Origin of the sequence: Streptomyces sp. NRRL WC-3605 (assembly GCF_001509795.1) — a bacterium.
GTDB lineage: Bacteria > Actinomycetota > Actinomycetes > Streptomycetales > Streptomycetaceae > Streptomyces > Streptomyces viridochromogenes.
The window spans coordinates 66923-87167 of sequence record NZ_LLZN01000079.1; the positions used below are offsets into that span (position 1 = coordinate 66923).

20 protein-coding genes are annotated in these 20245 nt (G+C 71.4%); 1 reads left to right on the forward strand and 19 read right to left on the reverse strand.

Translation table 11 applies throughout. From position 1 onward, the window contains the following. From coaBC to pyrR, 12 genes are all read right to left on the reverse strand, one after another. Complete coding sequence (gene coaBC / locus ADL34_RS26360) at positions 1–1212, reverse strand: bifunctional phosphopantothenoylcysteine decarboxylase/phosphopantothenate--cysteine ligase CoaBC (protein ID WP_062674327.1); 1212 nt, start codon at positions 1210–1212, stop codon at positions 1–3. Positions 1213–1317: 105 nt separating this feature from the next. Continuing rightward, complete coding sequence (gene rpoZ / locus ADL34_RS26365; RefSeq protein ID WP_003988945.1) at positions 1318–1590, reverse strand: DNA-directed RNA polymerase subunit omega; 273 nt, start codon at positions 1588–1590, stop codon at positions 1318–1320. A gap of 50 nt (positions 1591–1640) precedes the next feature. Then, positions 1641–2234 (reverse strand): guanylate kinase, encoded by a 594-nt coding sequence (gene gmk, locus ADL34_RS26370; RefSeq protein WP_079034488.1) that lies wholly within the window; start codon positions 2232–2234, stop codon positions 1641–1643. 60 nt (positions 2235–2294) lie between these two features. Continuing rightward, complete coding sequence (locus ADL34_RS26375) at positions 2295–2618, reverse strand: integration host factor (protein WP_003977346.1); 324 nt, start codon at positions 2616–2618, stop codon at positions 2295–2297. 287 nt (positions 2619–2905) lie between these two features. Further along, positions 2906–3745: an orotidine-5'-phosphate decarboxylase gene (pyrF, locus tag ADL34_RS26380; RefSeq protein ID WP_062674323.1), complete on the reverse strand. Its 840-nt coding sequence runs from the start codon at positions 3743–3745 to the stop codon at positions 2906–2908. Continuing rightward, entirely contained in the window at positions 3742–4848 is a 1107-nt protein-coding gene (locus tag ADL34_RS26385) for a quinone-dependent dihydroorotate dehydrogenase (RefSeq protein ID WP_062674321.1), read from the reverse strand. The genes pyrF and ADL34_RS26385 overlap by 4 nt, the downstream gene beginning before the upstream one ends. Positions 4849–4900: 52 nt before the next feature. Next, entirely contained in the window at positions 4901–8209 is a 3309-nt protein-coding gene (gene carB, locus ADL34_RS26390) for a carbamoyl-phosphate synthase large subunit (RefSeq protein ID WP_062674318.1), read from the reverse strand. Beyond that, positions 8202–9359 (reverse strand): glutamine-hydrolyzing carbamoyl-phosphate synthase small subunit, encoded by a 1158-nt coding sequence (gene carA, locus ADL34_RS26395; protein ID WP_062674317.1) that lies wholly within the window; start codon positions 9357–9359, stop codon positions 8202–8204. Before carA ends, carB begins: the two co-directional genes overlap by 8 nt. After that, positions 9356–9937: a hypothetical protein gene (locus tag ADL34_RS26400; protein ID WP_062674315.1), complete on the reverse strand. Its 582-nt coding sequence runs from the start codon at positions 9935–9937 to the stop codon at positions 9356–9358. The genes carA and ADL34_RS26400 overlap by 4 nt, the downstream gene beginning before the upstream one ends. Then, positions 9934–11220 (reverse strand): dihydroorotase, encoded by a 1287-nt coding sequence (locus tag ADL34_RS26405; protein WP_062674432.1) that lies wholly within the window; start codon positions 11218–11220, stop codon positions 9934–9936. Before ADL34_RS26405 ends, ADL34_RS26400 begins: the two co-directional genes overlap by 4 nt. A 5-nt stretch (positions 11221–11225) precedes the next feature. Further along, positions 11226–12203 carry an aspartate carbamoyltransferase catalytic subunit gene (locus ADL34_RS26410; protein WP_062674313.1) on the reverse strand — a complete coding sequence of 326 codons (978 nt, stop codon included), beginning with the start codon at positions 12201–12203 and terminating at the stop codon, positions 11226–11228. Between the two features lie 99 nt (positions 12204–12302). Continuing rightward, positions 12303–12875, reverse strand: coding sequence for a bifunctional pyr operon transcriptional regulator/uracil phosphoribosyltransferase PyrR (gene pyrR, locus ADL34_RS26415; protein ID WP_062674310.1), 573 nt, complete (start codon positions 12873–12875; stop codon positions 12303–12305). Positions 12876–13128: 253 nt separating this feature from the next. On the opposite strand from pyrR, the gene bldD reads away from it, so the two are divergent. Next, on the forward strand, positions 13129–13632 hold the full coding sequence (gene bldD / locus ADL34_RS26420; protein ID WP_004002691.1) for a transcriptional regulator BldD: 504 nt from the start codon (positions 13129–13131) through the stop codon (positions 13630–13632). A gap of 191 nt (positions 13633–13823) precedes the next feature. On the opposite strand, the gene nusB is transcribed toward bldD, so the two are convergent. The 7 genes from nusB to aroC all read right to left on the reverse strand — a co-directional run bounded on the left by nusB (position 13824) and on the right by aroC (position 20198). Continuing rightward, positions 13824–14258: a transcription antitermination factor NusB gene (nusB, locus tag ADL34_RS26425; protein ID WP_055623771.1), complete on the reverse strand. Its 435-nt coding sequence runs from the start codon at positions 14256–14258 to the stop codon at positions 13824–13826. 2 nt (positions 14259–14260) lie between these two features. Beyond that, positions 14261–14827: an elongation factor P gene (efp, locus tag ADL34_RS26430; protein WP_006131211.1), complete on the reverse strand. Its 567-nt coding sequence runs from the start codon at positions 14825–14827 to the stop codon at positions 14261–14263. A gap of 51 nt (positions 14828–14878) precedes the next feature. Then, positions 14879–15985, reverse strand: coding sequence for an aminopeptidase P family protein (locus ADL34_RS26435; protein ID WP_062674309.1), 1107 nt, complete (start codon positions 15983–15985; stop codon positions 14879–14881). A gap of 393 nt (positions 15986–16378) precedes the next feature. Beyond that, entirely contained in the window at positions 16379–17242 is an 864-nt protein-coding gene (locus ADL34_RS26440) for a Pro-rich N-terminal domain-containing protein (protein ID WP_079034491.1), read from the reverse strand. A gap of 168 nt (positions 17243–17410) precedes the next feature. Beyond that, complete coding sequence (gene aroB / locus ADL34_RS26445) at positions 17411–18502, reverse strand: 3-dehydroquinate synthase (RefSeq protein WP_062674305.1); 1092 nt, start codon at positions 18500–18502, stop codon at positions 17411–17413. Next, positions 18499–19017 (reverse strand): shikimate kinase, encoded by a 519-nt coding sequence (locus ADL34_RS26450; RefSeq protein ID WP_062674303.1) that lies wholly within the window; start codon positions 19015–19017, stop codon positions 18499–18501. The genes aroB and ADL34_RS26450 overlap by 4 nt, the downstream gene beginning before the upstream one ends. Then, on the reverse strand, positions 19014–20198 hold the full coding sequence (gene aroC / locus ADL34_RS26455; protein WP_107115763.1) for a chorismate synthase: 1185 nt from the start codon (positions 20196–20198) through the stop codon (positions 19014–19016). The genes ADL34_RS26450 and aroC overlap by 4 nt, the downstream gene beginning before the upstream one ends. Positions 20199–20245: the final 47 nt, after the last annotated feature.

Sequence of the window (20245 nt, forward strand, 5' to 3'; positions counted from 1 at the left end):
TCAGACGGCACCGTCCAGACGCCGCGCCACGAGGTCCCACACGATGTCGGCGAGGGCCTCCTTCGGCCCGTGCGGTATGGGGGTCTCGGTGCCGTCGGCGCCCAGCACGACCGCCTCGTTCTCCTCGGAGCCGAAGGTCTTGCGCTCGCCCACCTCGTTGACCACGAGGAGGTCGCAGCCCTTGCGCTCCAGCTTGCGGCGTCCGTTGGCGAGGACGTCGTCCGTCTCCGCGGCGAAGCCGACGACCACCTGACCCTCCCGAGCCCGGTCTCCCGCGATCTCCGCCAGGATGTCCGGATTGCGCACCAGCACGATCGGCTCGGGCTCCTGGCCGTCCTTCTTCTTGATCTTCCCGGTGGCGTACGTGGCCGGGCGGAAGTCGGCGACGGCCGCGGCCATGACCACGGCGTCCGCGTCGGCGGCGGCCTTGACGACGGCCTCCCGCAGCTGCACGGCCGTGCCGACCGGCACCACGTCGACGCCGGCCGGGTCGGGCATCTGCGTGTTGGCGGCGACCAGGGTGACGCGGGCGCCCCGCGCGGCGGCGGTGCGGGCGAGCGCGTAACCCTGCTTGCCGGAGGAGCGGTTGCCGAGGAAGCGCACGGGGTCGAGGGGCTCACGGGTGCCGCCCGCGCTCACCACGACGTGCCGGCCCGCGAGGTCGGGCTCGGTGACGCCCCGGGCCAGCACCCGGCGGCAGACCTCGAAGATCTCCCCGGGGTCGGGCAGCCGGCCCTTGCCGGTGTCGACGCCGGTGAGCCGGCCGACGGCGGGCTCGATGACGACGGCGCCGCGCCGGCGCAGGGTCGCCACGTTCTCCTGGGTGGCCGGGTGCTCCCACATCTCGGTGTGCATGGCGGGCGCGAACACGACCGGGCACCGGGCGGTGAGCAGCGTGTTGGTCAGCAGGTCGTCCGCGAGGCCGTGGGCGGCCTTGGCGAGCATGTCGGCCGTGGCGGGGGCGACGACGACGAGATCGGCGTGCTGGCCGATGCGGACGTGCGGCACCTCGTGGACGTCGTCCCAGACCTCCGTGGAGACCGGGTTGCCGGACAGGGCGGACCAGGTGGCGGCGCCGACGAAGTGCAGGGCGGAGGCGGTCGGCACGACGCGTACGTCATGGCCGGACTCGGTGAGTCTGCGCAGCAGCTCACAGGCCTTGTAGGCGGCGATGCCGCCGCTGACCCCCAGAACGACCTTCGGCTTGTCCACCGTCTCTCCCCGCGCTCGGCTGCGTACGACTCCACTACACACCACAGGCCCGGCGGACGCGCCGCCGGGCCTGTGGAAAAGTCAGCGTCAAGCTGAAGATCGTACTTACTGCGCCGGGCCCTCGACGGCCTCGGACGTCAGCAGACCCGCGTTGATCTCCCGCAGGGCGATCGAGAGCGGCTTCTCGTGGACGTGCGTGTCGACGAGCGGACCGACGTACTCGAGGAGGCCCTCGCCGAGCTGCGAGTAGTACGCGTTGATCTGGCGGGCCCGCTTGGCCGCGTAGATCACGAGGCTGTACTTCGAGTCGGTGGCCTCGAGGAGCTCGTCGATCGGCGGGTTGATGATGCCCTCGGGCGCGGAGATGGAAGAGGACACGCTCTACCTTCCGATGGATGGGAAAGATTCAGTCATGCGATCGGACACGATCACACAACGTCCATCAAGGCTAGCAGCTCGCGCGCCACGTCCTCGACGGAGGTGTTGACCAAGGTCACATCGAACTCGGGCTCGGCCGCCAGCTCGATCTTCGCCGCGTCCAGCCGGCGCTCGATCACCTCGGGCGGCTCGGTGCCCCGCCCGGTGAGCCTGCGCACCAGCTCCTCCCAGGAGGGAGGGGCGAGGAACACCAGGTGGGCCTCGGCCATCGACTCACGGACCTGCCGGGCGCCCTGGAGGTCGATCTCCAGGAGCACCGACTCGCCCGCGTCGAGCCGCTCCAGCACGGCCGCGCGCGGTGTGCCGTAGCGGTTGCCGGCGAACTCGGCCCACTCCAGCAGCTCGCCGTTGGCGATCAGCTTGTCCATCTCCTCGTCGGTGACGAAGAAGTAGTGGACTCCGTGCTGCTCGCCGGGGCGGGGCTTGCGCGTCGTCGCCGACACGGAGAGCCAGACCTCGGGGTGTTCTTTGCGCATATGAGCGACGACCGTGCTCTTGCCGACCCCCGAGGGGCCGGAGAGCACGGTCAGCCGCGGACGTGCGTCCGGGGGCTCGGGGGTCGTCCCCCGGGGTGTTACAGCCATGCAGCGATTATTCCAGCAATCGCGGACCGCCCGGGACCCGAGGTCCCGGGGAGCCGGGACTCAGGAGCCGGTGCTGCCGAACTCACGCTCAAGGGAGGCGATCTGGTTCGAGCCGAGACCCCGCACGCGGCGGCTCTCGGAGATGCCGAGTCGCTCCATGATCTGCTTGGCGCGGACCTTGCCCACGCCCGGCAGGGACTCGAGCAGTGCGGAGACCTTCATCTTGCCGATGACGTCGTTCTCCTGGCCCTGCTTGATGACCTCGTGAAGGGAGGCGCCGGAGTGCTTGAGTCGATTCTTGACCTCGGCCCGCTCCCGGCGAGCCGCGGCGGCCTTTTCGAGCGCGGCTGCGCGCTGTTCAGGGGTAAGGGGCGGAAGAGCCACGCCTACGTCACCTCGGATGTCGAACTGTCGGATACGGACCGGTGAGGAACCTAGTCGCCCCACACCTGGTGAGCCACGAGCAACACGCTTGCCCACTGACTCTCGTCGGAGACTAGCGGGCAAGTCCGCAAGAGTCAGCGAGAACAGCGGAAAAGTCCTGGTCAGCCTCCGTCAGGCCAGACATTTAAGACATACTGCCCTGGATTTGAGGATGTATCCAGACTCAAGTCGGCCGCGGACCACCCGCCGGAGGACTGCGCGGCCGACATCGATGCCGTCGGCGGCCCTCAGGCGCCCGCGACCGCCTCGCGGATCTCGTCGGCGAAGCGTGACGCGGCGTCACGCAGGGTCACGACGTCGGGGCCGTGCCGCAGCACACCGCGGCTGACGTTCGGGACGACGTTGCGCACCGCGGCACCGAACACCCTGGGGAGATCCGCGGGCGTGGCTCCCTGGGCGCCGATGCCGGGTGCGAGCAGCGGGCCGTTGATCGCGAGGTCGTAGGACGACAGGTCACCCAGCGTGGCGCCGACGACCGCCCCGAAGGAGCCCAGCGGCTCCTCCCCCGCGTTCTCCGCGGCGAGGTGGGCGAGCATCGTCGCGGCGACGTCCCGGCCGTCCGCGCGGACCGCGTGCTGGATCTCGCCGCCCTCGGGGTTGGAGGTGAGGGCGAGCACGAACAGACCGGTGCCGCTCTCCCGGGCCAGCGCCACCGCCGGGGACAGCGAGCCGTAGCCGAGGTACGGCGAGACGGTCAGCGCGTCGGAGAACAGCGGCGCGTCCTTGCGCAGGAAGGACTCCGCGTACGCGGCCATCGTGGAGCCGATGTCGCCGCGCTTGGCGTCCATGACGACGAGCGCGCCGGCCGCCCGCGCCTCCTCCACCGACTTCTCCAGGACCGCGACCCCGCGGGAGCCGAAGCGCTCGAAGAACGCGCTCTGCGGCTTGAGCACGGCGACCCGGTCGGCCGTCGCCTCGACGACCGTGCGGCTGAACCGCTCCAGGCCGGCCACGTCGTCGTTAAGGCCCCACTCGGCGAGCAGGGAGGCGTGCGGGTCGATGCCCACGCACAGGGGGCCGCGCTCGTCCATCGCACGGCGCAGTCGACTGCCGAAGGGCTCGGTCATACCGTCTTCCTCACGTCGGCGCCGACCGCGTCGGCGAGGGTGGCGTACGGGCTGGTGCGCAGGCGCGCGGCGAGGCCCTTGTGGATGGCGCGGGCCCAGAAGGGGCCCTCGTAGACGAAGGCGCTGTAGCCCTGGACCAGGGTGGCGCCCGCCAGGATGCGCTGCCAGGCGTCCTCGGCGTTCTCGATGCCGCCGACGCCCACGAGGGTGATCCGGTCGCCCACGCGCGCGTACAGGCGCCTGAGCACCTCCAGCGAGCGTGCCTTCAGCGGCGCTCCGGAGAGCCCGCCCGTCTCCTCGACCAGGGCGGGGTCGGACGTCAGGCCGAGTCCCTCGCGCGCGATGGTGGTGTTCGTCGCGATGATGCCGTCCAGGCCCAGCTCGACGGCGAGGTCGGCCACGGCGTCCACGTCCTCGTCGGCCAGGTCCGGCGCGATCTTGACGAGCAGCGGCACCCGGCGGGCGGGCACCACACGGTCGGCGGCCTCGCGCACGGCCGTCAGCAGGGGCCGCAGCGACTCGGTGGCCTGCAGGTTGCGCAGACCGGGGGTGTTGGGCGACGAGACGTTGACCACCAGGTAGTCGGCGTACGGCGCCAGCCGCTCGGCCGACTTCACGTAGTCGCCGACGGCCTCGGCCTCGGGCACGACCTTGGTCTTGCCGATGTTGACGCCCACGACGGTCCGGAAGACCGGCGTACGGGACGCCAGACGGGCGGCCACGGCCAGCGAGCCGTCGTTGTTGAACCCCATGCGGTTGATCAGCGCGCGGTCCGGCACGAGCCGGAACAGCCGCTTCTTGGGGTTGCCCGGCTGGGGCTCCCCGGTGACCGTGCCGATCTCGACGTGGTCGAAGCCGGTCATCGCCATGCCGTCGATCGCGACGGCGTTCTTGTCGAAGCCCGCGGCCAGCCCGAACGGGCCGTGCATGCGCAGCCCCAGGGCCTCGGTGCGCAGCTCCTTGTAACGGGGCGCGAGCGCGGCGGCGACGAAGGTGCGCAGGACGGGAATGCGGGCGGCGAGGCGGATCCACCGGAAGGCCAGGTGGTGGGCCTGCTCCGGGTCCATCCGCTGGAAGAAGCAGGTGAAGAAGATCTTGTACATGATTCCCTCATGAAGAGGGGGACACCGTTCCCGGTGTCCCCCTCGTCGGCTGCTAGTCGCGGGCCGCGGTCAGGTGTTCGGCGTGTTCCTGGAGCGAGCGGACGCCCACGTCCCCGTGGTTGAGGGCGTCGATGCCCTGGACGGCGGCGGCGAGCGCCTGGACCGTCGTCAGGCACGGCACCGAGCGCGCCACGGCCGCCGTACGGATCTCGTAGCCGTCGAGGCGGCCGCCGGTGCCGTACGGGGTGTTGACGATGAGGTCGACCTCGCCGTCGTGGATGAGCTGGACGATGGTCTTCTCACCGTTCGGGCCGGTGCCCTCGGACTGCTTGCGCACGACGGTGGCGTTGATGCCGTTGCGCTTGAGGACCTCGGCGGTGCCGGAGGTGGCCATCAGCTCGAAGCCGTGGGCGACCAGCTCGCGCGCCGGGAAGATCATCGAGCGCTTGTCGCGGTTGGCGACCGAGATGAACGCGCGGCCCTTGGTGGGCAGCGGGCCGTACGCGCCGGCCTGCGACTTGGCGTACGCCGTGCCGAAGACGCTGTCGATGCCCATGACCTCGCCGGTGGAGCGCATCTCCGGGCCGAGGACCGTGTCGACGCCGCGCCCGTGGATGTCGCGGAAGCGCGACCACGGCATGACGGCCTCCTTGACGGAGATCGGCGCGTCGAGCGGCAGCTCGCCGCCGTCGCCGTTCGCCGGGAGCAGGCCCTCGGCGCGCAGCTCGGCGATGGTCGCGCCCAGGGAGATCCGGGCGGCGGCCTTGGCCAGCGGCACCGCGGTCGCCTTCGAGGTGAAGGGGACCGTACGGGACGCGCGCGGGTTGGCCTCCAGGACGTACAGGATGTCCCCGGCCATCGCGAACTGGATGTTGATCAGGCCGCGCACCCCGACGCCCTTGGCGATGGCCTCGGTGGAGGCGCGCAGGCGCTTGATGTCGAAGCCGCCCAGCGTGATCGGCGGCAGCGCGCACGCCGAGTCGCCGGAGTGGATGCCGGCCTCCTCGATGTGCTCCATGACGCCGCCGAGGTAGAGCTCGGTGCCGTCGTACAGGGCGTCGACGTCGATCTCGATGGCGTCGTCGAGGAACCGGTCGACCAGGACCGGCCGGGACGGGCTGATCTCGGTGGACTCGGCGATGTAGGACTCCAGCCGGGTCTCGTCGTAGACGATCTCCATGCCGCGACCGCCGAGGACGTACGACGGGCGCACCAGGACCGGGTAGCCGATCTCGTCGGCGATGGCCTTGGCCTCGGCGAAGGTGGTGGCGGTGCCGTGCTTCGGGGCGGGCAGGCCCGCCTCGGCGAGGACGCGGCCGAACGCCCCGCGGTCCTCGGCGGCGTGGATGGCCTCGGGGGACGTGCCGACGATCGGCACGCCGTTGTCCTTCAGCGCCTGCGACAGGCCCAGCGGGGTCTGCCCGCCGAGCTGGACCACCACACCGGCGACCGGGCCGGCCTGCCGCTCGGCGTGGACGATCTCCAGCACGTCCTCCAGCGTCAGCGGCTCGAAGTACAGCCGGTCGGAGGTGTCGTAGTCCGTGGAGACGGTCTCCGGGTTGCAGTTGACCATCACGGTCTCGTAGCCGGCGTCGCTGAGCGCGAAGGAGGCGTGGACGCAGGAGTAGTCGAACTCGATGCCCTGACCGATGCGGTTGGGGCCGGAGCCCAGGATGATGACGGCCGGCTTCTCGCGCGGCGCGACCTCGGTCTCCTCGTCGTAGGACGAGTAGAAGTACGGGGTCTTCGCGGCGAACTCGGCGGCGCAGGTGTCGACCGTCTTGTAGACCGGGCGGATGCCGAGCGCGTGCCGCACCTCGCGGACGACGTCCTCGCGCAGGCCGCGGATCTCGGCGATCTGCACGTCGGAGAAGCCGTGCCGCTTGGCCTCGGCCAGCAGGTCCGGGGTCAGCTCGGCGGCCGCGCCCAGCTCGTCGGCGATCTCCTTGATGAGGAAGAGCTGGTCGACGAACCACGGGTCGATCTTCGTGGCGTCGAACACCTCCTCGGGCGTGGCGCCCGCGCGGATGGCCCCCATGACCGCGTTGATACGGCCGTCGGTGGGCCGGACCGCCTCGCGCAGCAGCTCGTCCTTGTCGCCGGGCTCGCCGACGAAGGTGAACTGGCTGCCCTTCTTCTCCAGCGAGCGCAGCGCCTTCTGGAACGCCTCGGTGAAGTTGCGGCCGATGGCCATGGCCTCGCCGACCGACTTCATGGTGGTGGTGAGGGTGGAGTCGGCGCTCGGGAACTTCTCGAAGGCGAAGCGCGGGGCCTTCACGACCACGTAGTCGAGGGTCGGCTCGAAGGAGGCCGGGGTCTCCTGCGTGATGTCGTTCGGGATCTCGTCGAGCGTGTAGCCGACGGCCAGCTTGGCGGCGATCTTGGCGATGGGGAAGCCGGTCGCCTTGGACGCGAGCGCCGACGAGCGGGACACGCGCGGGTTCATCTCGATGACGATGACCCGGCCGTCCTCGGGGTTCACCGCGAACTGGATGTTGCAGCCGCCGGTGTCGACGCCGACCTCGCGGATCACGGCGATGCCGACGTCCCGCAGGGTCTGGTACTCGCGGTCGGTGAGCGTCATCGCCGGGGCGACGGTGATGGAGTCGCCGGTGTGCACGCCCATCGGGTCGAAGTTCTCGATGGAGCAGACGACCACGACGTTGTCGTGCTTGTCGCGCATCAGCTCCAGCTCGTACTCCTTCCAGCCGAGGATGGACTCCTCCAGGAGCACCTCGGTGGTCGGGGAGAGCGTGAGGCCCTGGCCGGCGATGCGGCGCAGCTCCTCCTCGTCGTGCGCGAAGCCGGAGCCGGCGCCGCCCATGGTGAAGGACGGGCGGACGACGACCGGGTAGCCGCCGAGGGTCTCGACGCCGGCGAGGACGTCGTCCATGGAGTGGCAGATCACCGAGCGGGCGGACTCGCCGTGCCCGATCTTCTTGCGGACCTCCTCGACGACCTCCTTGAAGAGGTCGCGGTCCTCGCCCTTGTTGATGGCCTCGACGTTGGCGCCGATCAGCTCGACGCCGTACTTCTCCAGGGTGCCGGCCTCGTGCAGCGAGATGGCCGTGTTGAGGGCGGTCTGGCCGCCCAGGGTCGGGAGCAGCGCGTCCGGGCGCTCCTTGGCGATGATCTTCTCGACGAACTCCGGCGTGATCGGCTCGACGTACGTGGCGTCGGCGATCTCCGGGTCGGTCATGATCGTCGCCGGGTTGGAGTTGACCAGGATGACGCGCAGGCCCTCGGCCTTGAGCACGCGGCACGCCTGCGTGCCGGAGTAGTCGAACTCGGCGGCCTGGCCGATGACGATCGGGCCGGAGCCGATGACCAGGACGGACTGGATATCGGTGCGCTTAGGCACGCTGGCCCTCCATCAGGACTGTGTTCATCAGAGAGGTGAAGCGGTCGAACAGGTACGCGGCGTCGTGCGGACCGGCTGCGGCTTCGGGGTGGTACTGGACGCTGAAGGCCGGCTGGTCGAGCAGCTGGAGCCCCTCCACCACGTTGTCGTTCAGGCAGACGTGGGAGACCTCGGCGCGGCCGTAGGGGGTGTCGGAGACCTTGTCGAGCGGGGCGTCGACGGCGAAGCCGTGATTGTGCGCGGTGACCTCGACCTTGCCGGTCGTACGGTCCTGCACCGGCTGGTTGATGCCGCGGTGACCGTACTTGAGCTTGTACGTGCCGAAGCCCAGCGCGCGGCCCAGGATCTGGTTGCCGAAGCAGATGCCGAAGAGCGGCGTCTTGCGCTCCAGCACGCCCCGCATGACGGAGACGGCGTGGTCGGCCGTGGCCGGGTCCCCGGGGCCGTTGGAGAAGAAGACACCGTCCGGGTTGACGGCGTAGACGTCCTCGACGGTGGCCGTGGCGGGCAGCACGTGCACCTCGATGCCGCGCTCTGCCATCCGGTGCGGGGTCATGCCCTTGATCCCGAGGTCGACGGCGGCGACGGTGAACTTCTTCTCGCCGATCGCGGGGACGACGTACGCCTCCTTGGTGGCGACCTCGGCGGCGAGGTCGGCGCCCTCCATCTCGGGGGCCTGGCGGACCTCGGCGAGCATGGTGCCCTCGTCGGGCAGGGCGTTGCCGGAGAAGATGCCGACGCGCATGGCGCCGCGCTCGCGCAGGTGGCGGGTGAGGGCGCGGGTGTCGATGCCGGAGATGCCGACGACGCCCTGGGCGCGCAGCTCGTCGTCCAGGGAGCGGCGGGAGCGCCAGTTGGACGGGGTGCGGGCGGGGTCGCGGACGACGTACCCGGCGACCCAGATGCGCTTGCTCTCGGGGTCCTCGTCGTTGACGCCGGTGTTGCCGACGTGCGGGGCGGTCATCACGACCACCTGGCGGTGGTACGACGGGTCGGTCAGGGTCTCCTGGTAGCCGGTCATGCCGGTGGAGAACACGGCCTCGCCGAAGGTCACCCCCACGGCCCCGTAGGCGCGGCCGCGGAAGATCCGGCCGTCCTCCAGGACGAGTACCGCGGGAACCTTGCCGGCTCCCCTTGTGGAGGTGGTCATCGTTCGGCGCCTTCCGTGCTGGTGTCGTTGGTCATGGAGTTGAGGGCGTCGACCCACGCGGTGTGCTCCGCCGCGTGGTCCGAGCGGAACCCGGAGTCGATCAGCCGGTCGCCGTGCGCCCAGGTCACCACGAGCAGGCCGCCCTCCGTGAGGACCTTGCCGGCGATGCCCTTGTCGAGCCGGGCCCCGCGCAGCCGGTCCACGGGGACGAAGAAGTCAGCCGCGCCGGGGCGTACGACGTCCAGTCCCGCGTCCGTCAGGGTGAGCTCGGCCCGGCTGCGGGTGCCCAGGCCGTGCGCCACGATGCGGTCCAGCCACTGACCGGCGGTGGTGGAGCCGTGATAGCGGCCGCTCATGCTCAGTCTCGCCGGGCCCGGGTCGTCCGGCGCGCTGGGCAGCGCGGGCAGGTCGCTCTGGAGCGTGCCGCGCCACTTCCAGCCCTCGCGCATCAGCCAGTAGACGAGCGCCACGAAGAGGCCGAGTCCGACGACCCAGCCGACGCGGGCCGCCCAGTCGGTGACCTCGGCCGACTTCTGGTCCGCGGCGAATCCGGCTGCGAGGAGTGTTGCAGGTGTCACGTGAGCTTCCCGTCGACGAGCGTGGCCTTGCCCCGGAGCCAGGTGTGCGTGACACGGCCCGGCAGCTCACGCCCCTCGTACGGGGTGTTCCGGCTGCGCGAGGCGAAGCCCGCGGGGTCCACGGACCCACGGTATGCCGTGTCGACGAGCGTGAGGTTGGCGGGCTCACCAGCCGAGACGGGCCGGCCGTGGCCCTTGGCCTGCCCGATCTCGGCGGGCTTCACGGACATGCGCTCGGCGACCCCGGCCCAGGTGAGGAGCCCGGTGTCCACCATGGTCTCCTGCACCACCGACAGCGCGGTCTCCAGGCCGACCATGCCCATGGCGGCGGCAGCCCACTCGCAGTCCTTGTCCTCGTGCGGGTGCGGGGCGTGGTCCGTGGCGACGATGTCGATCGTGCCGTCGGCGAGCGCCTCGCGCAGCGCCAGCACGTCCCGCTCGGTGCGCAGCGGCGGGTTCACCTTGTAGACCGGGTTGTAGGTGCGCACCAGCTCGTCGGTGAGGAGGAGGTGGTGCGGGGTGACCTCGGCGGTGACGTCGATGCCCCGGGACTTGGCCCAGCGGACGATCTCGACGGAGCCGGCGGTCGACAGGTGGCAGATGTGGACGCGGGAGCCGACGTGCTCGGCGAGCAGGACGTCCCGGGCGATGATCGACTCCTCGGCCACCGCCGGCCAGCCGCCGAGGCCCAGCTCGGCGGAGACGACGCCCTCGTTCATCTGGGCGCCCTCGGTCAGCCGGGGCTCCTGCGCGTGCTGGGCGACGACGCCGCCGAAGGCCTTCACGTACTCCAGGGCGCGGCGCATGATCACGGCGTCGTCGACGCACTTGCCGTCGTCGGAGAAGACGGTGACGCCGGCGGCCGACTCGTGCATGGCGCCGAGCTCGGCGAGCTTCCTGCCCTCCAGGCCGACGGTGACGGCGCCGATGGGCTGCACGTCGCAGTAGCCGTGCTCCTGGCCGAGCCGGTAGACCTGCTCGACCACGCCGGCGGTGTCGGCGACGGGGAAGGTGTTGGCCATGGCGAAGACGGCCGTGTAGCCGCCGGAGGCCGCCGCGCGGGTGCCGGTCAGGACGGTCTCGGAGTCCTCGCGGCCGGGCTCGCGCAGATGGGTGTGCAGGTCGACCAGGCCCGGCAGGAGCACCTTGCCGCCGGCCTCGACGACCTCGGCGCCCTCGGCGCTCAGGCCGGTGCCGACCTCGGCGATGGTCCCGCCGTCGATCAGCACGTCCTGCGGCTCGCCGCCGAGCACCTTCGCACCACGGATCAGGGTCTTGCTCATCTTCTTCACTTCTCCTCGGTGCGGGTGTGGGTGACGGCCGGCTCGTTGCCGCCGAGCAGCAGGTAGAGCACGGCCATGCGGATGGAGACTCCGTTTGCGACCTGCTCGACGACGGTGCAGCGGTCGGAGTCGGCGACCTCCGCGGTGATCTCCATGCCGCGGACCATCGGGCCGGGGTGCATCACGATGGCGTGCTCCGGCATCCGGGCCATGCGGTCGCCGTCGAGGCCGTAGCGCCGCGAGTACTCGCGCTCGGTCGGGAAGAAGGCGGCGTTCATGCGCTCGCGCTGCACGCGCAGCATCATCACGGCGTCCGACTTGGGGAGCACGGCGTCGAGGTCGTACGACACCTCGCAGGGCCAGGTCTCGACGCCGACCGGCACCAGGGTGGGCGGGGCGACCAGGGTGACCTCGGCGCCGAGCGTGTGCAGCAGGTCGACGTTGGAGCGGGCGACCCGGCTGTGCAGGACGTCGCCGACGATCGTGATGCGCCGCCCGTCGAGGTCACGGCCGAGCCCGGCGTCCCGGCCGACGAGCCGGCGCCGCATCGTGAAGGCGTCGAGCAGGGCCTGGGTCGGGTGCTGGTGGGTGCCGTCGCCGGCGTTGATGACGTGGGCGTCGATCCAGCCGGAGGTGGCCAGGCGGTACGGCGCCCCGGAGGCCCCGTGCCGGATGACGACGGCGTCCACGCCCATGGCCTCCAGGGTCTGGGCGGTGTCCTTCAGGGACTCGCCCTTGGACACGCTGGAGCCCTTGGCGCTGAAGTTGATGACGTCCGCGGACAGGCGCTTCTCGGCGGCCTCGAAGGAGATGCGCGTGCGCGTGGAGTCCTCGAAGAAGAGGTTGACGACGGTGCGGCCGCGCAGGGTCGGCAGCTTCTTGATCGGCCGGTCGGCGACCCGGGCCATCTCCTCGGCGGTGTCGAGGATCAGGACGGCGTCGTCACGGGTGAGGTCGGCGGCCGAGATGAGATGACGCTGCATCTGTCAGGCTCCGTAAGGCAGTTCATGAAGGATTTCGGGCAGACGGGTGCGCCTGGGCGCACTGGGCGGGCGTACGGCGGCGCCGTACGCCGTCCGGCGCTACTGGGGGGTCTGCTTGGCACCGAGCAGCACGGTGTCGCGACCGTCCTCCTCGGCGAGCTGGACCTTGACCGTCTCCCGCAACGACGTGGGGAGGTTCTTGCCGACGTAGTCGGCCCTGATGGGGAGCTCGCGATGGCCGCGGTCGACGAGAACGGCGAGCTGGACCGCGCGCGGGCGGCCGATGTCGTTCAGGGCGTCGAGGGCGGCGCGGATGGTACGGCCGGAGAAGAGGACGTCGTCGACGAGGACGACGAGGCGGCCGTCGAGGCCGTCACCGGGGATCTCGGTGCGGGCCAGCGCACGCGGCGGGTGCATGCGCAGATCGTCCCGGTACATGGTGATGTCGAGCGAACCGACCGGGATCTTGCGCTCGGTGATCTCCTCCAGCTTGGCGGCGAGCCGCCGGGCGAGGAAGACGCCCCGGGTGGGGATGCCGAGGAGCACCACGTCGTCTGCGCCCTTGGCGCGTTCGACGATCTCGTGGGCGATGCGGGTCAACACCCGCGCGATGTCAGGGCCTTCAAGCACGGGCCGGGCGTCGGACGCTGAGGTGTCCTGCTGCCTGTCCATACGAAAGGGACCTCCTTCTCCGCCTCACGGGACGGACCTTAAAGGACGTCTGGTTTGCGCCATCCACGGTAGCAGGCCGCCGGTACACCCCCTGTCACCCCCCTGGCCCAATCGGCCACGGCGGAAGCGGAAGCGTCGGTGTGGACCATTCGGCTTGACGCACGAGAGTAACGCTGCGTAACCTCACAGTGAGTTACCAACCGCGCGGCAGGGAAGCCAGCCCAGTCGCGTCGACCCAGTGCCGGGGAGCCATATGTCCAGCGAATACGCCAAACAGCTCGGGGCCAAGCTCCGGGCCATCCGCACCCAGCAGGGCCTTTCCCTCCACGGTGTCGAGGAGAAGTCCCAGGGACGCTGGAAGGCCGTCGTGGTCGGTTCGTACGAGCGCGGCGACCGCGCCGTGACCGTGCAGCGGCTCGCAGAGCTGGCGGATTTCTACGGCGTGCCGGTGCAGGAGCTGCTGCCGGGGACGACGCCGGGCGGGGCCGCCGAGCCGCCGCCGAAGCTGGTCCTGGACCTGGAGCGGCTGGCCCACGTGCCGGCCGAGAAGGCGGGTCCGCTCCAGCGGTACGCGGCGACGATCCAGTCGCAGCGCGGTGACTACAACGGCAAGGTGCTGTCGATCCGCCAGGACGACCTGCGCACACTCGCCGTCATCTACGACCAGTCCCCCTCGGTCCTCACGGAGCAGCTGATCAGCTGGGGTGTCCTCGACGCGGACGCGCGCCGCGCGGTCTCCCACGCCGAGGAGAGCTGAGCACGTCCCCTGGGTTGGGTTCTCTCAGCAGAAACGTGCCGCCGGGGTGGCCGGAACCGAACGGTTCCGGGCGCCCCGGCGGCTTTCTGCGGCCCGGAGGGGGCCATCCGGGGGTCATGTGACCCGGACATGCCGAAGGGCCCGCAGCGCGCGTGCTGCGGGCCCTTCGGCATGTCCGCCTGATCCGGGACCTACGCGTCCTCGCGACGCAGCGAGGGCTTCAGGTCCTTGAACCGGCCGAGCAGGCCGTTCACGAACGACGGCGACTCGTCCGTGGAGAACTCCTTCGCCAGCTGGACCATCTCATCCAGCACGACCGCGTCCGGCGTCTCGTCGACCCAGATCAGTTCGTACGCGCCGAGGCGCAGGATGTTCCGGTCCACCACCGGCATGCGGTCGAGCGTCCAGCCGACCGAGTACTGCGCGATCAGCTCGTCGATCCGCCGGGCGCGCTCCGCGTACCCCTCGACCAGCTGCATCGTGTACTCGCTGACCGGCGGCTGCCGGGTGTCCTCCCGGGAGAGCCGGACCCAGTCCGCGAGGACGGTGAGGACGCCGACGCCGCGCTGGTCGCCCTCGAAGAGGATCTGGAAGGCGCGCTTACGGGCCGTGTTGCGGGCAGCCACGGTTAGCTGTTCACCCGGCCGAGGTAGTCGCTCGTGCGGGTGTCGACCTTGATCTTCTCACCGGTGGTGATGAAGAGCGGGACCTGGATCTGGTGGCCGGTCTCCAGGGTGGCGGGCTTGGTGCCACCGGTGGAGCGGTCGCCCTGGACGCCCGGCTCGGTCTCCTGGATCGTCAGCTCGACGGCGGCCGGCAGCTCGACGAAGAGCACCTCGCCCTCGTGCTGCGCGACGGTGGCGGTGAAGCCCTCGACCAGGAAGTTGGCGGCGTCGCCGACGGCCTTGCGGTCGACCATGAGCTGGTCGTAGGTCTCCATGTCCATGAAGACGAAGTAGTCGCCGTCCATGTAGGAGAACTGCATGTCGCGCTTGTCGACGGTGGCCGTCTCGACCTTCACGCCGGCGTTGAAGGTCTTGTCGACGACCTTCCCGGACAGCACGTTCTTGAGCTTGGTGCGCACGAAGGCCGGGCCCTTGCCGGGCTTGACGTGCTGGAACTCGACGACGGACCAGAGCTGGCCGCCTTCGAGCTTGAGCACCATGCCGTTCTTGAGGTCGTTCGTGGAAGCCACGGTTGCGGAATCTCCTGGACTGACGTGGACGACCCCGGCGCACGCACCTGCCTACAGGGCGAGCAGCTCCTTGGTCGTGATGGTGAGTAGCTCGGGTCCGCCGTCCGCCTCGGGGCGGACGACGAGCGTGTCATCGATCCGGACGCCGCCCCGGCCCGGGAGGTGGACCCCCGGTTCGACGGTGACCGGCACGCAAGCGTCCAGTTTACCCATGGCCGAGGGGGCCAACTGCGGGTCCTCGTCGATTTCGAGTCCGACACCGTGGCCCATGAGCGACGGCAGGCCCTCATGATGCCCGGCGGAGTCCAGGACCTGGCGGGCGGCCCGGTCCACGTCACGGTAGGCGGTGCCCGGCGTCAGACTCTCCCGTCCGGCCCGCTGAGCGGCGAAGACGAGGTCGTACAGCTCGATCTGCCAGTCCGCGGGAGACGTGCCGATCACGAAGGTACGGCCGATCTCGCAGCGGTAGCCGCGGTACGTCGCGCCCAGGCAGACGGAGAGGAAATCGCCCTCCTCGACCCTGCGGTCGGTGGGCCGGTGCGCACGGCGGCCGGAGTGGGGGCCGGTGGCGACGGCCGTGGGGAAGGCGGGGCCGTCGGCACCGTGGTCGACGAGACGGCGCTCCAGTTCCAGCGCGAGGTGGCGTTCGGTGCGGCCTACGAGGATGGACTCGAGGAGTTCGCCGAGGGCCTGGTCGGCGATCTCCGCGCCGATCCGGAGACAGGAGATCTCCTCCTCGTCCTTGACGACCCGGAGCTGTTCCACGGCCGTGCCGATGCCGGCGAGGCGCAGCTGTGGCGCCGCCGACTGGACGGCCCGGTGCCGGGCCACGGTGAGGTGGTGCTCCTCCACGGCCAGCGAGTCGGCACCCTGGGTCGCGGCGAGGCCGGCGGCGGCTACGGCGGCGTCACCGCCGGGGCGGGCGAGGGTGTGGATCAGCAGCGCCTCGTCGGGGCGGCCCTCGTGCGGGCGCTCGTCGGGAGGCTCGGCGCACACGAGCAGGTCGTCGGTCTTGCCGAGGAGCAGCACGGCGCCCCGCGGGGCGGCGCCCGCGAGGTAGCGGACGTTGGCGGGGCGGGAGAGCAGCGCGGTGGCGCTGCCGCTGGCTTGGCAGCGGTCCCTCAGGCGGGAGCGGCGGGTGGCGTACACCTCTGACATGACCCGAGCGTAAGAGCTCCGCGGGGTTGGCGCCGGTTGGGGGCCGCTGAGTGGGCGGTTCCCTGCGGCTTCGAGGGGTGACCGTCGTGTGTGGCCTCCTGGCCGGTGGGGGTGCTCGCGCAGTTCCCCGCGCCCCTGAGGGGGTGGCGGATGTCGCCGGGTGGCCTTCCGTCGGTGGGGGTTGAGCGCGCCGTTCCCCGCGCCCCTCATGAGGTGGCGGGCCTCGTCGGATGACCTTCCGCCGGTGGGGGGTGTTCGCGCAGTTCCCCGCGCCCCTCATGGGGGTGGCGGGCCTCGCCGGGTGGCCTTCCGCCGGTGGGGGTTGAGCGCGCAGTTCCCCGCGCCCCTTCGGGGGTGGGGCTCAGGGTTTCGTTCGGGGTTGTCGGTGGCTGGTCACCAGGGTGGGGGGCTGGCGATGGAGCGGGCCAGGACCTCGTCGAGGAGCTGGGCTGTCTGGGGGACGTCCAGTTGGGAGTTGTCGATGATGGGGAGGCCCGAGCCGTACCAGCCGGCCATGCGGCCGTGGATGCGGGCGACCTCCTCGTCGGTGAGGCGGCGGTTGCCCGAGCGCTCCGCGTTGCGCTCCAGGACGATCTCCAGGCCCGGGAGGAGGACGACCGGCAGGAGCCCGGGGCCCACGTGCCGCTTCCAGCCGCCGAGGCCGACGACGGGGCGGTCGGGGAAGACCGCGTCGTCGAGGATGCAGGAGATCCCGTTGGCCAGGAAGTTGCGCGCGGCGAAGCCGCAGGTGCGGCGGGCGAGGCGGTACTGGGCCTCGGAGTGGTCGTTCCAGCCGGACTGGGGGTCGGCGAAGCCCGAGCGGACCCATTCGCGGACGTCGTCGAGGCTGATGTGCGCGGTGGGGACCCTGCGGTGGTCCGCCCAGTACTTGGCGACGCTCGTCTTGCCCGCTCCGGCCGGGCCGATGAGCAGCACCGCGAGGGTCGTGGACGCCGGGTCGGGGGCCGTGATGGCGGGCGGGGCGCTCGGCATGGCGACGGGGCCGCCGGGCGGCAGCGGCACATGGCCGGTGGACTCGGGCGCCGGCGGGCCGTAACCGCCGTGCTGCGGGGCGGGCGCCGCGGGTCCCGGGGGTGCGAAGCCCGGCGCCGAGGGTGGTGGGGGCACGGGGGCGGGCCCCTGGTGCGGTGCGGACCCCTGCGGTGCTCCCTGCGCTCCGGGGTGGTGCGCGGCCGGCGACCAGCCGTGTCCCGGCTGGTGGGGCGGCGGCAGCGGAGAACCCACTGCGTGCTGCATCCGGTGCCACTCCGTCTCGTCGTCCATGGCCATTGGCGCTGGCAGCGGGGCCCGGCCCCGCTCCCTACCGAACGGTACCGCCCCCGGCCGTCGTTTGGTGAACGGCCGGGGGCGGTCCGAAGTGCCCGTCGCCACAGGCGAATCGGACACAATCGTGCGTCCGTGGACTTACTGGCCGACCTCGCCGTAGGCGGCGAGCAGGACGGCCGGGTCGGGTCCCTCCAGGACGGTCGGCTTGGCCAGGCCGTCCAGGACGATGAAGCGCAACAGGTCACCGCGGGACTTCTTGTCGACCTTCATGGTCTCCAGCAGCTTGGGCCACTGGTCGTAGCGGTAGTGCAGCGGCAGGCCGACCGATTCGAGGATCGCGCGGTGCCGGTCGGCGGTCGCGTCGTCCAACCGGCCCGCGAGGCGCCCGAGTTCGGCGGCGAAGTGCATGCCGACGGCGACCGCGGCACCGTGCCGCCACTTGTAGCGCTCGTTCTTCTCGATGGCGTGGCCGAGCGTGTGGCCGTAGTTGAGGATCTCCCGCAGGCCCGACTCCCTCAGGTCCGAGGAGACGACCTCCGCCTTGACCCGGATGGAGCGCTCGATCAGCTCGGCGGTGTGCGGGCCGGCCGGGGTGCGCGCGGCCTGCGGGTCCGCCTCGATGAGGTCCAGGATCGCCGGGTCTGCGATGAAGCCCGCCTTGATGATCTCCGCGAGCCCGGAGACGTAGTCGTGGACGGGCAGGGACTCCAGTGCCGCCAGGTCGCACAGGACTCCGGCGGGCGGGTGGAAGGCGCCGACGAGGTTCTTGCCCTCGGCGGTGTTGATGCCGGTCTTGCCGCCGACCGCCGCGTCCACCATGGCCAGCACGGTCGTCGGGACGGCGATCCAGCGCACTCCGCGCAGCCAGGTGGCGGCGACGAAGCCGGCGAGGTCCGTCGTGGCACCGCCGCCGACGCCGACGACGACGTCGGAGCGGGTGAAGCCGGACTGCCCGAGAGCCTTCCAGCAGTAGGCGGCGACCTCGGCGGTCTTGGCCTCCTCCGCGTTCGGGACCTGGATGGCGACCGTCTCGAAGCCCTGGCCGGCCAGGTCGGCCCGCAGCGCCTCACCGGTCTCGGCCAGCGCCTCCGGGTGGATGACCGCGACCCGTTTGACCCGGTCGCCGATCAACCCGCCCAGCTCACCGAGGAGCTGACGGCCCACCAGGACCTCGTACGGGTCGCTGCCCGCGCTGCCGCCGACCTGGATCCGCGTCACTGCCTCGGTCATGCGTCCTTCAACTCCAGTGCGTCCAGCGCGGCTCGGGTCACTTCTTCGGGGGTACGGCCGTCGGTGGCCACGACGGCCGTCGCGACCTCCTCGTACAGATGGCGGCGGGCCTCCATCAGCTCGCGCCACTGCTTGCGCGGGTTGACCGCGAGCAGCGGGCGGGCGGCGTTGAGGCCGGTGCGCTTCACGGCCTCCTCGACGTCCATCGAGAGGTAGACGACCCGCTGTCCGGCGAGCAGGGCGCGGGTGCCGGCGTCGAGGATCGCGCCGCCGCCGAGCGCCAGGACGCCGTCGTGCTCCTCGAGCGCCCGGCTCACCGCCTGCTTCTCGATCTCCCGGAAGGCGGGCTCGCCGTCGTCGACGAAGATCTCGGAGATGGTCCGGCCCTGCTCGGCCACGATGTCGTCGTCGGTGTCGCGGTAGCCGACGCCGAGCCGGTCCGCCATGAGCCCGCCGACGGTGGACTTGCCCACGCCCATCGGCCCGACCAGCACCACCACGGGCGCCCCGCTCATCGGATCGCCAGGTGGTCGAGGTACGAGCGGACGTTGCGGCGCGTCTCGGCGACCGAGTCGCCGCCGAACTTCTCCGCGACCGCGTCCGCGAGGACCAGCGCCACCATAGCCTCGGCGACGATGCCGGCGGCCGGGACCGCGGAGACGTCGGAGCGCTGGTGGTGGGCCTGGGCGGCCTCGCCGGTGGTGACGTCGACGGTCTTCAGGGCGCGCGGCACCGTGGCGATCGGCTTCATCGCGGCGCGGACCCGCAGCAGCTCACCGGTGGTGAGACCGCCCTCGGTGCCGCCGGAGCGGCCGGAGGTGCGCCGGATGCCGTCCTCGGTCCGCACGATCTCGTCGTGGGCCTTCGAGCCCGGCACGCGGGCCAGCTCGAAGCCGTCGCCGAGCTCGACGCCCTTGATGGCCTGGATGCCCATGAGGGCACCGGCGAGCCGGGCGTCCAGCTTGCGGTCCCAGTGGACATGCGAGCCGAGGCCCACCGGCACGTCGTAGGCGAGCACCTCGACGACACCGCCGAGGGTGTCGCCGTCCTTGTGGGCCTGGTCGACCTCCGCGACCATCGCCTTGGAGGTGTCGGCGTCCAGGCAGCGCAGCGGGTCGGCGTCCAGCCGCTCGACGTCGGCCGGGGTCGGGTAGACGCCCTGCGGGGCCTTGACGGAGCAGAGCTCGACGACGTGGCTGACGATCTCGATGCCGGCCGTCTCCTTGAGGTACGACCGGGCCACCGCGCCGAGCGCCACCCGGGCGGCGGTCTCGCGGGCCGAGGCGCGCTCCAGGATCGGGCGGGCCTCGTCGAAGCCGTACTTCTGCATCCCGGCGAGGTCGGCGTGGCCGGGGCGGGGCCGGGTCAGCGGGGCGTTGCGGGCGAGCCCGGCCAGGATCTCCGGGTCGACCGGGTCGGCCGCCATGACCTGCTCCCACTTGGGCCACTCGGTGTTGCCCACCATGATCGCGACCGGGGAGCCGAGGGTGAGGCCGTGCCGGACGCCGCCGAGGAAGGTGACCTCGTCGCGCTCGAACTTCATCCGCGCACCGCGCCCATAACCGAGGCGGCGCCGGGCCAGGTGGTCCGCCACCATCTCCGTGGTGATCGGCACGCCGGCGGGAAGGCCCTCCAGCGTCGCGACGAGTGCGGGGCCGTGGGACTCCCCCGCGGTCAGCCAGCGCAACCTGCTCAACGGTGCTCCTCGATGCTCGCGCCCTGGTACTGCGGTGGGTACGCGCG

What these genes read in the sequence shown, in the direction of transcription:
- gmk (WP_079034488.1), bottom strand. Translation starts at nt 2,234, where the DNA reads ATGGCTGTAACACCCCGGGGGACGACCCCCGAGCCCCCGGACGCACGT.
- pyrF (WP_062674323.1), bottom strand. Translation starts at nt 3,745, where the DNA reads ATGACCGAGCCCTTCGGCAGTCGACTGCGCCGTGCGATGGACGAGCGC.
- ADL34_RS26385 (WP_062674321.1), bottom strand. Translation starts at nt 4,848, where the DNA reads ATGTACAAGATCTTCTTCACCTGCTTCTTCCAGCGGATGGACCCGGAG.
- carA (WP_062674317.1), bottom strand. Translation starts at nt 9,359, where the DNA reads ATGACCACCTCCACAAGGGGAGCCGGCAAGGTTCCCGCGGTACTCGTC.
- ADL34_RS26405 (WP_062674432.1), bottom strand. Translation starts at nt 11,220, where the DNA reads ATGAGCAAGACCCTGATCCGTGGTGCGAAGGTGCTCGGCGGCGAGCCG.
- ADL34_RS26410 (WP_062674313.1), bottom strand. Translation starts at nt 12,203, where the DNA reads ATGCAGCGTCATCTCATCTCGGCCGCCGACCTCACCCGTGACGACGCC.
- pyrR (WP_062674310.1), bottom strand. Translation starts at nt 12,875, where the DNA reads ATGGACAGGCAGCAGGACACCTCAGCGTCCGACGCCCGGCCCGTGCTT.
- bldD (WP_004002691.1), top strand. Translation starts at nt 13,129, where the DNA reads ATGTCCAGCGAATACGCCAAACAGCTCGGGGCCAAGCTCCGGGCCATC.
- ADL34_RS26435 (WP_062674309.1), bottom strand. Translation starts at nt 15,985, where the DNA reads ATGTCAGAGGTGTACGCCACCCGCCGCTCCCGCCTGAGGGACCGCTGC.
- ADL34_RS26440 (WP_079034491.1), bottom strand. Translation starts at nt 17,242, where the DNA reads ATGCAGCACGCAGTGGGTTCTCCGCTGCCGCCGCCCCACCAGCCGGGA.
- aroB (WP_062674305.1), bottom strand. Translation starts at nt 18,502, where the DNA reads ATGACCGAGGCAGTGACGCGGATCCAGGTCGGCGGCAGCGCGGGCAGC.
- ADL34_RS26450 (WP_062674303.1), bottom strand. Translation starts at nt 19,017, where the DNA reads ATGAGCGGGGCGCCCGTGGTGGTGCTGGTCGGGCCGATGGGCGTGGGC.